Genomic DNA, 13278 nt, shown 5'->3' with positions numbered 1-13278 from the left:
CCATTCGGAATGTTTGGGTGAGTGTTCAGTCGTTTACCGTGTCTCCACGGTAGGGATGGCGGCGGGTGGCGTACTTGAAGGACGCGACGAAGTGCTTTTCCAGTAAGTACTGCCGGTCTGTGTACCAGCCCGCGTCCAGCAGTTGGCGGTGCACTTTTGGCAGGCGCCAGCACGGCACCGCGGGATAAAAGTGATGCTCCAGGTGAAAGTTCGCGCCGGCGTGCAGCCAGGTGCACAGCCGCGAGGTGCGCGAGCGCGCTGGCGGTGCTTCATCGCCTTCGCTGAACGCATGTTCCTGATAGGCATTGAAGGCCGAGACCAGGAACGCCACCGCAAGGCTCGCGCAAAACCCCAGCAGCAACCCGTCGATCTGCCACAGCGCCACGGCGTACACGCACAACCAGCCCACCTGGCAGGCGATGTTGCAGCGCGCCAGCCGTTGCACCTGCGCCGCGCTCAAGGGCAGCAGCGAAGGACTGCTCAGTGGGCCGAACGCCAGGCGCACGGTGGCTTGCAGGTAGTTCGAGGTCGCGAGCAAACGCGACAGCGCGATGCGGCTTGCCAGCGTGCGATAGCGCGAGAAGTGCCGGTAGTCCGGGTCTTTGGCGCTGTTGCTGTAGCGATGATGTTGCCAATGGTCGACGAAGTAACCGGTCACGCAGAACCCCGGCAGCAGCGAACTGGTAAGAATGCCCAGGTAGCAGCTGTGCATCGGGTTACCGCTCAGGTTGAAGTGGAAGCCTTCATGCCCAAGGATCGCTTGCAGAAACAATCCGTACCCGGCCACGACCAGCAAGGGCGAACACAGCAGCACCCACACGGTGGGCGCCGTGTTTGCCACCCACACAAACAGGGCAAGGGGCAGCAGGTACAGGCACACGGCGTAAGCGATGATCAGCAGCGACTCGCCCGTGCGCGCCTTGAACAAGGCGCGGTCGAGACGGACCTGGGGCTTGGGGTGCAGTTGTCTGGCCATTGGCGAGGCGTTACTCGATCAGTTCAGGTTTGAGCGCCAGGTGCCCGCCGCGTGTGAGCGTGCGCAGGCGCAAGGCGATAAAGGCGTCGACCACACTTGGCGCGATGCGCGCGGTGTACATGGCCAGCGTGCCCATTAAGGTCAGCCCGCGATTGCGCAAGCCGTGTGTGCGGCAGGCGCGCACCAGGCCGTCAGAGGCTGCATCCAGCTTTTCTTCCAGAGACAGCAGCGTCTTGTCACCGCGCTTGAAGGTCACCAGGCGCTTGACCGACAGCCCCACCCGCTGGGCCGGCAAGTGGATCGCCGTATCGATGAACCCCGGGTACACCGTGACCACATCCAGCTGCCCGCGATACTGCATGCGCAGCACGTCCGAATAGGCGCTCAGCGCGCGTTTGCTGGCGGCGTACGCGGCCACATAAGGCGCATTCACCAGGGCGAAGAGGGAGGATACGTTGACCACTTTGCCGCGTTTGCGCAGCAGCCCCGGCAAGAACCCGGCCACCAATTGCCATGGTGCAAACAGGTTTACATCCACTGCGCGGATGACTTCGTCGGTGACGCCGGTTTCACCGCGTTCCAGGGTCAGCGTGCCGGCGTTATTGACCAGGATGTCGATGTCGCCGAAATCGGTTGAGATAGCGCCGATCACCGACGCCAGCGCGCTGCGGTCGCACAGGTCGACCTGATAAAACCCATCCAGCAGTTCCGGTTCCTGTGGCGCCAGAATGTCCAGGCCAATCACCGTGGCGCCTTGTTGCTTGAGTGTGCGGGCGGCGGCATGGCCCAGGCCACGCGCGCAGCCGCTGATGACGATGATTTTTCCGAGCAGGTTCATGGGTGCGCTCCGGCGATGCTGAAGGTTGAGTGGGACAAATAGGTGTCGAGGTTGCTCGCCATCGAGATCTTCGCCGGCGGGTGAAATTGCAGGCCGCGGCAGGCCATCAACCCGTTCGAACTCTGGTTGCTGGTGATAAATGCCATGCCGCCGAGCATCGCGTGGGCCTGGTCCGACAGCTCGGTCAGCAGCTGCTCGATGCCATAACGCACCAGCAGCAGACGGGCCAGCACGTTCGGCAGGTCCTGGGGATTGCGCTCGATATCCAGCGCCGCGCCTTCCAGCGCGCTGATTGCCAATTGCAGGTTGGCCGCCAGGTCCACGCGGTGATGCGCGGTCCAGCGGCCTGCGTCGGTCACCGTCTCGATCAGGCCGGCGCAGGCACCCACGTAGGACGCGCAAATCAACAGTTCGAACCAGATGAAACCGACGGTTTGCACGTCGCCCAACAGGTGCTTGTAGCCGGCGGAAAACAGCATGCGTTCGGGCACCAGCACTTCATTGAGGCGTACCTCGATGCTTTCGGCAGCGGCCAGCGCGTTGTTCTGCCAGAACGGCGCGCGGCTGATGCCTGGCGCGTTGGCGGGAATCAACGCCACCATCAGCTCTTCGCCCTGTGGGGTCTGGCGGGTATAGCTGGCGGTGAGCAGGTCCATCGACCGGCCGAGGCAGCAGGGTTTTTTGCTGCCACTGAGCAACACGCCTTCGGGGGTGTGCACGGCCTGCATGTTCGAGTCGAGGATGCCCGCGCCCGAGTTGCCCTCGGCAAACCCCGAGGACAGCAACAACCGATTCTGTGCAACGGCCGCCAGCAACAGACCTTCGGCGCCGCCCCCGTTTTGGGTGAGTGCCAACAGGCTCGCCACCGAAAACTGGTGCATGGTGCTGGCCACCGCCAGCGAGGGCGACCGCGCGCCCAGGGCGATCTGCACATGCACGGCATCGAGGATGCCTGCACCCAGCCCACCGGCGGCGCGGTTGACCAGCAGCCCGACCGGACCGTGTTGTTTGAACAGGGCGATGACGCTGCTCTCGGGGGCTTCGCGTTCGGCGAAGGCGAGGGCGGCCAGGCGCGCGTCAAACTCCGGGGCGTAGCGGTCAAGCAAGGCGCGCGAGCGGTTTAACAATGACAGTGACATGGCTCAGGCCTTCAGGTAGCTCGCCGGGAACAGGCCGGTGATGATCGAGTGGATGTTTTCGCGAATGGCCTTCTGCGCGACGGGGTCGAGCATGTCGGCGAGCATTGGCAGGCCCAGGTCAAAGCGCGAGGTGAAGGTGATAATCGCGTCCTTGCCATCGGGCAGGACTTGCCAGGTGCCCGAGAAGTGATCGACATCGCCGGCCATTTGCTCAAAGTGGATCTCGCGGGTCTGAACGTTGAATGTGTCGCGCTCCTGCCACTTGAGAATGCCGCTGTGAAAGTTGACCTCCCAGGAGGTGAACGACACGTCGTCGCTGACCTTGTTGATGGTGATATTGCGCACCGAGTCGCACAGCTCGACGTAGTGGCTGAAGTCGCTGATCACGGCGAAGACTTCATCAGCGCAGGCATGGGGGATATGTGCCTGGACATTGACTTCCTGCATGGGATAACTCCAAAGATCAAAGGGGTGAGACAGAGGTGGTGAGCGCCTGGGCGAATCCCTCGATCAACCAGTTGCAGTCCTGGGCGGTGAGCAGCGGCGACGGTGTAAGCCGCACGACGCGGTGGTCATTGAGCGAGTGGCACACGATGATGTGCTGCTCGATCAGGGCCATGACCATGTTCGCGGCGATCGAGGCGTCGCTGAACTCAAAGCCCAGCAGCAAGCCGGCACTGCGCAACGTGACGCGCTCGGCCAGGCCCATGCGCTGCAACAGCGCGCTGAAACGTGCGTGCAGGTCCTGGCCCATCAGCCGCGCCCGCGCCACCAGGTCCTCTTGCACCATCACCTGCAGCGTGGCCTGCACGGCCGCCATGGCCAGCGGGTTGGCGCCAAAGGTCGAGGTGTGCACCGTGGGGTTGCGGTTGAACGGCGCATAAATGGCCGCGCTGGCGACCATGGCGCTGACCGGCACGCAGCCGCCGGACAGGCTTTTGCCGACCAGCATGATGTCGGGCACCACCTGTTCCCGATCGCACGCCCACCAATGGCCGGTGCGGCCCAGGCCGGACTGGATTTCGTCGATGATCAGCACGGCGCCGTACTGGTCACACAGCTCGCGTACCCGCGTCAGGTAACCCGGTGGCGGCAGGATCACGCCGGCTTCGGCCTGGATCGGCTCAAGAATCACGCAGGCTTTTTCCGGCGAGGCGAGCAGTTGCTGTTCGAGTGCGGCGCTGTCGCCGAACGGCACGAATGCGCTTTCACTGAGCAGGCCACTGAACGGTTCGCGGTAGCTTTCGCGGCCGGTGACGGCCAGTGCGCCGAGGGTCTTGCCGTGGAAACCGCCGAGCGTCGACAGCGTGCGACGGCAGCCGTTAAGCCGGGCGAGTTTCAGGCCGGCTTCGGTGGCTTCGGCGCCCGAGTTGCAAAAGAACACATAGTCCAGGTTACCCGGGCAGCGTGCTGCCAACGCCTGCGCGGCCAACGCTTGTTGCGGGTTGAGCAACAGCTTGCTGGCCAGCGCGTTTTGCTGCAGTTGGCGGGTTACGGCCTCCACGACAACCGGATGGCCGTGGCCGAGGAAAAACACCCCATAGCCACCGGCATCCAGGTACTGGCGCCCTTGGCTGTCATAGATGTAGACGCCCCGGCTGGCGTGTTCGATCGGCAGGTTCATCAAGGACGCGAGGCGTGCATAGCCCGAGTTCACATGCTGGCGAAAATACTGGTCAATCTGTTCGGCGTCGGCGGCGGGTTCCAGTTCTGTCAGGTGCGAGTTCATGCAACGGATGCCTCTGCAACAGGTGGGACCGGCTGTTTAAGCATCCGCGTCAAGGCACCGAGCTTGGGGGCCAGGTGATTGAGTGACAGCAGCAATTCGCGGCTGACGTCGCGCGCACTGAAGGCCGGCTCGCCGAGCAACTCGGGCAACGAAGTGGGCAGCGGCGTGCGCAGGCAGGCATAGCGGCACAGTTGGTTGGCGCGGCCCAGTGCGGCCTGGACGGCGCCGGTCAGTGCAGGCAGAAACACCGGGCGGATCAGGCGCTCATAGATGTCCGGCGCCATGCAGCGAGGCCGTGTGAAGGGTTGCGCCTGGGCTTGCATGGACTCGCACATCAGGTCCAGCAGGCCGGTGAGGTCCAGCGCCTGTGGGCCACTGGTGAGGAAGTAGTCCGCGCCGATCAAGCGCCGGTGCAAGGCGTTGGCAATCGCCTGCGCCGCCACGTCGCGGGCAATCAGGTCGATGTAGCCGGCAGGCGGGCAGGGCACGATGGGCAGCACGCCGGACATCATCAGCCCCATGGTCATGTGAAAACCCTGGAAGTTGGGCATGTGCCCGGTGTCGGAATTGCCGATGATGATTGACGGGCGAAAAATCGACACGTCGATGCCGGAAGAACGCACCAGCGTCTCGGCCTGGCGCTTGGCGACTTCATACGGCGTCTCGGCCTGCACGCCTTCGTAGTAGTCGCACGGGTGGGTGAAAGCGGTGCTGATGTGGTAGAGCGGCACCTTGGCTTGCTGCACAAAGCGCACGACGTTCTCGGTACCCAGGTAATTGACCGAAAAGATCTGGTCGATGTCGCCATCCATGCGGGTAATCGCTGCGGCGTGAATGACCCAGTCGACGCGCTGCAGCAGCGCTTCATAATCCTCGGCGGCCAGCCCCAGCCGGGGGCGGCAGATATCACCGCTGAGCACTTGCACCTGCGGGTGGCGGATGCGGCTTTTGCGCGCCAGGCAGATCAGGTTGAAGTCCTCTGCCAGGCAGTCGATCAGTGACTCGCCGAGTACGCCCGAGCCTCCTGTGAGAAGGACGGTTAATTTTTGCTGTTCTGACATGTAGGACGCTTCCTGCGGACTCATCGAAAGAATTAACGGTGCGTTCCGCCGAATCCCAGGCACACGGGCCCCTGGCGATCACTCTTGTATTCACTTTCGGTGGCGCTGACGTGCTTTGGGGGAAGGCAGTCAGCGCTTAACGTTTTCGCGAATAAGATGCGATCGATATTGGCCTTTTGATATCACCGCGTCTTGAACGAAACGCTTGTCTTGCGCAAAACCTTGGCCGCCGTGCGCGGGGTCATGCCGATCATGCGGCGCATCATGCGCGCCAGGTGCGCCTGGTCGGAGAACCCGCCATCGGCGGCCGCGTCCGACAAGCTGGCGCCGCCGGCCAGGGATTTGGAGGCGCGCTCAAGTTTGTTCCAGATGATCCACTGGGACAGGGAAACGCCCATCTGATGCGTCGCCACACACCGCAGGCGCGGGCTGGACAGGCCGACCGCATTGGCGGCGCGGCTGACGGAACCGGGACCGTCGCGGTCCAGGCGCAGGATGTTCAAGGCTTTATAGAGGCGTTGGTCGATGGGCGGCGTAATCGCCAGCAAACGCGCGAGCGCGTCGACAAACTGGGGCAGGGACGTGGTACGGCGAAAGCACTCCAGCAGTTCGTCACTGGCCAGGGCGATGCCGTTGTCTTGCAGCAATGCGTTGAGTGCACGGCCCAGTGGTGTGTCCGGATTGACGTACACAAACGCCACCGGATGACTGTCGGCCACGGCGCGGTGTTCGACGTTGGGGCCGATGATCACCCCGGCCGCGCGGATCAACTGGCCGGGCAGTTCCAGGGTGACCGGTTGGTGCACGCCGATGCACAGCTGGATGGCGACATGGGAATGGGCAGAGTTCTGATCCGCGCGACCGATGTAACCGGCCCATGAATCGCCAAAAGTAACGCTGCCGTCCCACATGTAAGGTCTTCCTGACTCGGAGGGTGAGTTTTCCGTGTGCAGGGTAGGCCTGCACAGGTCTTGATTCAAGCACCGGGCGCGCAGTCAGCGCTGCAGCGCCGCACGCATGCCGGCCAGTTTGATGCAGGTTTCGTCGTATTCGCAGGCAGGGTCGGAGTGCGCCACGATCGCGCACTCTGCAAACAGGCGAGCCTGGTTGCCCTTCAACAGGGCGCCGCGCAGGCCGACGATGCCGTTACTGAGCCTGGTGTGCGTCGGCTGGTTGCACGTGGCCCCCGCCAGGGACACACAGCCGGACGTGGCGCATGCTTCGCTGTGGCGGTTTATCAAGCGGCCGAAGGCGCTGGCGCTGCTGGTGGCGTTGAACGTGTCGCGCCAGGGAAGGCGCGAAAGCGTTGCGGGATGAAGCTGTGGGTTGAGTGTTGGTCGCTACCGAATGGCCTGCACCGAAAACCCGAACCGATGCTTGAACCGCATCGAAAACCTCGACAGCGACCGATACCCGCACGCGTCGGCAATCTGCGACACGCCCAGGTGTGTGGTCTGTAACAGCATCATCGCGTGGTGCATGCGGATATCGGTCAGCAAGGTGCTGAAGTTGACGCCCTCATCCGCCAGCCGGCGGCGCAAGGTGGCTTCACTCACCGCCAATTCACGGCCGGCGAGCGCGGCGGTCCAGGCGTGCTCGGGGGCTTTGGTCAGCAGTTGCGTCAACCGTTCGGCCAGCCCGGCAGCCGCGGGGCGCGGGTAGACAATACCGCGCTCGTACAGGGCGAGCAGCAAGCCCAACGCGCGATGGCTTTGCTGCACGCCGCCGACCTGGGGCGACTCGATCCCGCGCAGGCAAAATTGCAGCGAGTCGTTCAGGTGTTCATCCAGCGCGGCCAGCGTGCAACTGCCGACGGTCTGGGTGGCGGCGAGTACGTGCCCATAGCGTTGATGGAATTCGGTGATCAGTGCCGGGCTGAAGGTCAGCAATAGCGCGGTATAAGGCGAGCCGTAGGCGGGCGGCGCCTTGCTGACATTGAGCTGGGTGTTCTTGGCCACGGCCATGAGGCTCGCGCTGTCGTCCAGTGCCCAACGACCGTGGGCATTCTCCATCAGCAGCGTGCCGGCAGTAACCAGCAGCAGCGTCGCTTCGAAAAAGCGAAAGTCGCGCGCATGGTGGCTGCGCGTCAGCTGAGGGCGGGCGACGCTGCAAACGCCTTGGGATGGCAGCCGTTCGCCCGATGGCAACAGCCATTGGGCGGGCAATGCAGTGAGCGGTTCAGTCAACGCGCAGCAGCTCTTTGGGGGCCAGGGTATAAGTGCCGGTCAGGCTGGCTTGGGCAAGGACATGGCCTTGCAGCGCAGCCAGCACAGCGGCGCCGTTCAGTGCACCTTGTACCTGCAGACGCGCAACGTCCAGTGCGTACAGGGTAAAAATGTAGTGGTGCAGGCGTTCATCATTCCACGGTGGGCAAGGGCCGTCATAGCCAAAGTAATCGCCGGCCATTTGTGGGTCGGCGGCGAACCACACGCTGTAGTCATTCAAGCCATGGCGCAGGCCGTCCGCGGCTTGCGGGCCGGTTTTGCCCTTGGCCGTGACGCCGTCACTGTGGCTGCCGGCGCTGATTTGGCGGGTGTCGGCAGGAATGTCGAGCAGCAACCAGTGATAAAAGTCCACGCGGGGCAAGTCCGCCGCCACGCGTTTGCCGGCCTGGTTGACGTCATCGCCGACGCTGGGCACATCCGGGTCGTGGCACACCAGGACGAAGGATTGGGTACCCGCCGGCGCATCCGTCCAGGCCAGGTGCGGGTTGCGGTTGCTGGACAGCGCATAGTGGTGGATCGGCTCGGGAATGGCGAAGGCGTATTCGCCGGGGATGGCGGTGTTGTCAGCGAAGGCATTGCTGGTCAGTTTCATGTTCAAGTCTGCCTGGGAAAGGAGCACTCATTCTAGGCAGACAGCCAGGACCGCTTTTGACCCAGCCGATCAAATAGTCTGCCCAGGCGCTCAATGTGCGCTCACGTCACCGCTTCAGGCTTTGCCTCAGCTGACAGGCGCACGCCTAAACCGTAGAGCACTGCGCCGGCGATGATGAAGAGCGCCAGCATGTAAAACATGTGGTGGGCCGGTTGCGTCGCCAGCATCACGCCACACAGCACCGGGCCTAACGCTGCGCCGATGTTGCTGAGGTTCTGCGCGGCGTAATACATGCCCCGCAGAGGGTCCGGCGCGATGGTGTCGATAAACATGTATTCAGCCGGGAATACGATGATTTCACCCACGGTGAAGATGGCCATGGCGATCACCCACACCGTCAGCGTGGTCGACAGCGCAAAACCGCCCAGCCCGACGATGAACAGGCTAAGCCCAGCGGCGAGCCACAGGTTCAGGTGTTTGTGGGTGATCCGTTTGCCGAGGCTGTATTGCAGGCAGATAACCATCAGGGCGTTGGTCGCGACAACGCTGCTGATAATGCGGTAGGCCGTCTGGGGGTTGCTGGTGACTATCAGGTACTGCGAGAGGTAAGCGGTGAACTGGCCGAACACCACCGCGCTCAGCACCCCGCCCAAGGTAAAGCACACCAGGCGGTAATCGCGCAGCAGCACTTTGCCGACGGCCAAAAATGGCGTGGTTTGCCGGTTTGCCTCGGCTGTTGCCAGGCCTGTGTCGCCCCACACGAAGTAGACAAAAAAATAGCCGGCTCCCAGTCCCGCCGACAGCAGGAACGGCAGGCTGGTGTCCAGCGCGGCCACGCCGGCACCGAGGAACGGCCCGACGGCGTAGCCAATATTGGTCAGCGTGTACTTGATCGAAAACACTTCACTGCGCTGGTCAAGGGGAAGCAGGCTGCCAAACCCGGCTTTCACCGCGATATCGATGACGGCATAGGCCAGGTTGATTGCCACCAGGCACGCATAAAACAGCCCGAGACCAGACGCGATGAAGGCGCCGAGAAAACCTGCCGTGAAGACGGCGCAGGCCGTAAGGATGAGCCGGTAACTGGAGAGGCTATCGACCAGGAAACCGCCATACAGGCTCAGCAGTGAGCCGATGATCAGCGTGCTGCCGATCACCAGGCCGACCTCGGCAATGCTCAAGCCAAAGTGGCCGGATACATAAATCACCAGGTAGGGCAGCGTGATGGCCCGGGCGAGGGTTAGCACCAATGAAGCGCAGAGCAGCAGATTGAGGGTGGCGGGATATTTTTTCAGCGTGGCGAGCATTCGAGCCTCATCGTCCATTTATAAGGTGCAAGCGTCGCAAGTCGCTCGTCCGGATCGACGCAGCTTACTGTTGATCTGAATTCTGATTTAGGATGCTTTTTATCAAAAGCCACGAACTGAATTCATGAATAAGGGCCGCGTATGTTTTCCTCCGAGCGCTTGAAGGGTATCGATGTGTTCGTCTGCGTCGCGCAGTACGGCAGCTTCACGGCGGCCGCCGAGAAAATGAACCTGACGGCGTCTGCCGTGAGTAAAGGCATCGCCAGGCTGGAAAAGCGACTGGGCGCGCGACTGTTCCAACGCACGACGCGCACGTTGGCGTTGACCGATGCCGGTGCCGCGTTTCTGCGTACCTGTACGGGGGTGCTGGCCGATCTGGAAGACGCCGAGCTGTCGCTGCAAGCCGAAAACACCGAGCCTCGCGGGCGCGTGCGCATCGACTTGCCAGGCCCATACGGGCGCGTGCAGGTGCTCCCGATTCTTCTGCCGTGGCTGCAGGCGCACCCGTTGGTGGTGCCGCATATTTCCTTCTCTGACGGCCATATCGACCCGTTCAAGGAGGGCGTGGACATTGCACTGCGCATTGGTGACGGTCACGCCTGGCCGCACACGGTGGAGCATCGGCGGCTGACACGTGAGTGGCATGTGTTTTGTGCATCGCCGGCATACCTGGCTCGCCATGGCACGCCGTTGTCCGACCGCGACCTGGAGCAGCACCAGTGCATTGCCTATGGCTGGGTGGATGGACGCATCAGCCCTTGGCGCTACACCGGCGAGGAGGGCACGACACTGCACAGGCCACTCACGCCGCAACTGGTGGTAGGCAATGGCGAAGGGCTGGTGATGGCCGCACTGGCGGGCTGCGGTATCGTCGAGTTGCCATCCTGGCTGGTCAAGCAACAGTTGCAGGACGGCGCGTTGGTCGAGGTACTGCCGCAACTGGCGACGCCGGGGTTTGAGGTCAACCTGGCCTGGGTCAAAAGCCGGCAAGACCAGCCCAGGGTTCGCGTGGTGCTGGAGGCGCTGATTGCCGGTTTGAGTTCACTCGAATAATCAGTGGCTTTGCGGCTGGCACGAATGCGCGATTGGCTGACACAAGATTGATCCTGATCAGGTGCCCTGCCTGGCAGCGCCTCTAACCTTATGCTTCCATCAAAGGCCAGGGAGGGCTCAATGAGTGCCTCGGGTCGCGTATCTCAAGGAAGAGTCAGCTATGCGGTCATTGAAGATCCTGTTGTTATCGTCGGCGTTCAACGGTTTGACCCAACGCGCCTGGCTGGACTTGCGCCAGGCAGGTCACGCGCCCAGCGTGGTGCTGTTCACCGATGCCGCCACGGTGTGCGAGCAGGTCGAGGCGTCAGGCGCCGATGTGGTGATTTGCCCGTTTCTGAAGGACCGTGTGCCACAGCAGCTGTGGACCAACCCGGAACGCCCGGTCGTGATCATCCATCCGGGAATCGTCGGCGACCGGGGCGCCAGCGCGCTGGACTGGGCCATCACCCGGCAGGTCGACCGCTGGGGCGTGACCGCCCTGCAGGCGGTGGAGGAAATGGACGCCGGGCCGATCTGGTCGACCCGTGAATTCGACATGCCGGCTGATGTGCGCAAATCCGAGCTGTACAACGGGCGGGTGAGTGACGCAGCCATCGATTGCATCCGCGACGTGGTGGCAAAATTCGCCCGGGGCTTCGTCCCGACGCCGCTTGATGACACGCAGCCCGATGTCATCGGGCGATTGCAGCCAAACATGACCCAGGCCGACCGCAGCTTCAGTTGGTTCGATTGCGCACGCTTCATCAAACGCAGCATTGACGCCGCCGATGGCCAGCCCGGTGTGCTGGCGAGCATCAGGGGCGGGCAGTATTACGTGTACGACGCGCACCTGGACTCACGCCACGGCATTCCGGGAGACATTCTTGCGGTACAGGACGACGCGGTGCTGGAGGCGGCCGGTGATCACAGCCTGTGGATCGGCTCGCTCAAGCGCAAAGCCCAGCCTGGGGAGGAGACCTTCAAGTTGCCGGCCCGCCACGTGCTGGCCGAGAAACTCGCAGGCATTCCCGTGCTGGACAGCACCCTCGCCAGCCACACGTGGAATGAACAGGCCTATCAACCGATTCGCTACCGAGAGTCAGGGCCTGTCGGTGAACTGACGTTTGAGTTCTACAACGGCGCCATGAGCACCGAGCAATGCCAGCGTCTGGTGGCTGCACTGCGTTGGGCCAAGGCGCGGGACACCCACGTGTTGTTGATCAAGGGCGGGCGTGGCAGCTTTTCCAACGGCGTGCACCTCAATGTGATCCAAGCCGCCGCGGTGCCTGGGCTGGAAGCCTGGGCCAACATCCAGGCCATCGACGATGTGTGCAAGGAGCTGCTCACGGCCCGGCAGCTGGTGATCAGCGGCCTGACCGGCAGTGCCGGAGCCGGCGGCTTCATGCTGGCGTTGGCGGCCGACATCGTTTTTGCCCGTGAGGGCGTGGTACTCAACCCGCATTACAAAACCATGGGCTTGTATGGCTCCGAATACTGGACCTACAGCCTGCCACGTGCCGTCGGCAGCGAAGTGGCGCACCGGCTCACGCAAGAATGCCTGCCGATCAGTGCCCACCAGGCCCAGCACTACGGCATGGTTCAGGCCATCGGCCCACGGTGCCCACAGGCGTTTGGCCTATGGCTTATGCAACAAGCCACCCGCGCGCTCGACGATGAGCACTACGTGCTGGCGCGCGCACGCAAGGCAACCATGGACCTGGATCAGGTTGAACGCTGTCGCGAACACGAACTGGCACACATGCAGCAAGACATGGTGCACAACCGCCAACAGTTCGCCGAAAAGTGCCGCAACTTCGTGTTCAAACGCAAGACGTGCCAGACCCCGCAACGCCTGATGGCGCCATGGGCTGTGGCGCGCAAGATGGCGTTGGTTGAGTGAGGGGGTTGCAGGTGGTGGTCAGAGGCTGTCGGGATCGCCAAAAAACATTTTGACTTGGCTCTATCGCAGTATTTTCAGGTCGGAAAAACTAAAATATGCCCCCAGTTTTGCCCCCAGTAGCGCGGGATATGCGGGCGATCGAGATTGGCGATCTCTGAGGCGGAGCAGGGTGGTCGTCGATGGCTTTCAGTGTAACTCCTCATCGGATCTGGCGGGGGGGCAGGGCGCATCAAGGACCAGCTAATCCGCTCTCGGTCGAGAACAGCTACTCCGATCGACTGTGTTCAACCTAATATTTGCATCCGCCTAATTGGTTTGCTGGGCTTGGAGGTATCTACGAAACCAAGAGCGATTCATTTTGAGCGCAGTGGTCTTCCTCTTTTGTCCAAGGCTGACGCGAACTTTGAGGGAGCGGATTTACCCGCGAACGCCAACAAAGCAGGTGCCATTAACCTCGGCTGCTTTGGGCTCGCGTTCTA

At 62.6% G+C, this 13278-nt stretch carries 13 protein-coding genes; 2 read left to right on the top strand and 11 right to left on the bottom strand.

Annotation, left to right across the window (positions count from 1 at the left end; genetic code table 11):
* Positions 1-25: 25 nt before the first annotated feature.
* The 11 genes from AACV02_RS14855 to AACV02_RS14805 form a co-directional block, all read right to left on the bottom strand.
* Positions 26-976, bottom strand: coding sequence for a fatty acid desaturase family protein (locus AACV02_RS14855; RefSeq protein WP_119740648.1), 951 nt, complete (start codon positions 974-976; stop codon positions 26-28).
* 10 nt (positions 977-986) lie between these two features.
* Entirely contained in the window at positions 987-1814 is an 828-nt protein-coding gene (locus AACV02_RS14850; protein WP_119740646.1) for an SDR family NAD(P)-dependent oxidoreductase, read from the bottom strand.
* Positions 1811-2953, bottom strand: a complete 1143-nt coding sequence (locus AACV02_RS14845) for an acyl-CoA dehydrogenase family protein (RefSeq protein WP_119740644.1) — start codon at positions 2951-2953, stop codon at positions 1811-1813. Before AACV02_RS14845 ends, AACV02_RS14850 begins: the two co-directional genes overlap by 4 nt.
* Before the next feature lie 3 nt (positions 2954-2956).
* Entirely contained in the window at positions 2957-3400 is a 444-nt protein-coding gene (locus AACV02_RS14840) for a type II toxin-antitoxin system RatA family toxin (RefSeq protein WP_106578082.1), read from the bottom strand.
* 16 nt (positions 3401-3416) lie between these two features.
* Positions 3417-4682, bottom strand: a complete 1266-nt coding sequence (locus tag AACV02_RS14835; protein ID WP_119740642.1) for an aspartate aminotransferase family protein — start codon at positions 4680-4682, stop codon at positions 3417-3419.
* Positions 4679-5743 (bottom strand): SDR family oxidoreductase, encoded by a 1065-nt coding sequence (locus tag AACV02_RS14830; protein WP_119740640.1) that lies wholly within the window; start codon positions 5741-5743, stop codon positions 4679-4681. The genes AACV02_RS14835 and AACV02_RS14830 overlap by 4 nt, the downstream gene beginning before the upstream one ends.
* A gap of 182 nt (positions 5744-5925) precedes the next feature.
* Positions 5926-6654, bottom strand: a complete 729-nt coding sequence (locus AACV02_RS14825) for a helix-turn-helix domain-containing protein (protein ID WP_106578085.1) — start codon at positions 6652-6654, stop codon at positions 5926-5928.
* Between the two features lie 84 nt (positions 6655-6738).
* Positions 6739-6942, bottom strand: a complete 204-nt coding sequence (locus AACV02_RS14820) for a chorismate-binding protein (protein ID WP_256680510.1) — start codon at positions 6940-6942, stop codon at positions 6739-6741.
* A 141-nt stretch (positions 6943-7083) separates the two neighbouring features.
* On the bottom strand, positions 7084-7929 hold the full coding sequence (locus AACV02_RS14815) for a helix-turn-helix transcriptional regulator (protein ID WP_119740636.1): 846 nt from the start codon (positions 7927-7929) through the stop codon (positions 7084-7086).
* Entirely contained in the window at positions 7922-8560 is a 639-nt protein-coding gene (locus AACV02_RS14810) for a YbhB/YbcL family Raf kinase inhibitor-like protein (protein WP_119740634.1), read from the bottom strand. Before AACV02_RS14810 ends, AACV02_RS14815 begins: the two co-directional genes overlap by 8 nt.
* A 101-nt stretch (positions 8561-8661) precedes the next feature.
* Entirely contained in the window at positions 8662-9867 is a 1206-nt protein-coding gene (locus AACV02_RS14805; protein WP_119740632.1) for an MFS transporter, read from the bottom strand.
* Positions 9868-10008: 141 nt separating this feature from the next.
* Between AACV02_RS14805 and AACV02_RS14800 the strand changes: the two genes are divergently transcribed.
* Both AACV02_RS14800 and AACV02_RS14795 read left to right on the top strand, forming a co-directional pair.
* Positions 10009-10920, top strand: a complete 912-nt coding sequence (locus tag AACV02_RS14800) for a LysR family transcriptional regulator (protein WP_119740630.1) — start codon at positions 10009-10011, stop codon at positions 10918-10920.
* 160 nt (positions 10921-11080) lie between these two features.
* On the top strand, positions 11081-12799 hold the full coding sequence (locus AACV02_RS14795; RefSeq protein ID WP_119740628.1) for a hydrogenase maturation protein: 1719 nt from the start codon (positions 11081-11083) through the stop codon (positions 12797-12799).
* The last annotated feature ends 479 nt before the right edge of the window (positions 12800-13278 follow it).

Source organism: Pseudomonas sp. Larv2_ips (assembly GCF_963879675.1).
Classification (GTDB): domain Bacteria; phylum Pseudomonadota; class Gammaproteobacteria; order Pseudomonadales; family Pseudomonadaceae; genus Aquipseudomonas.
This window is presented reverse-complemented; position numbering and strand designations above follow the sequence as displayed.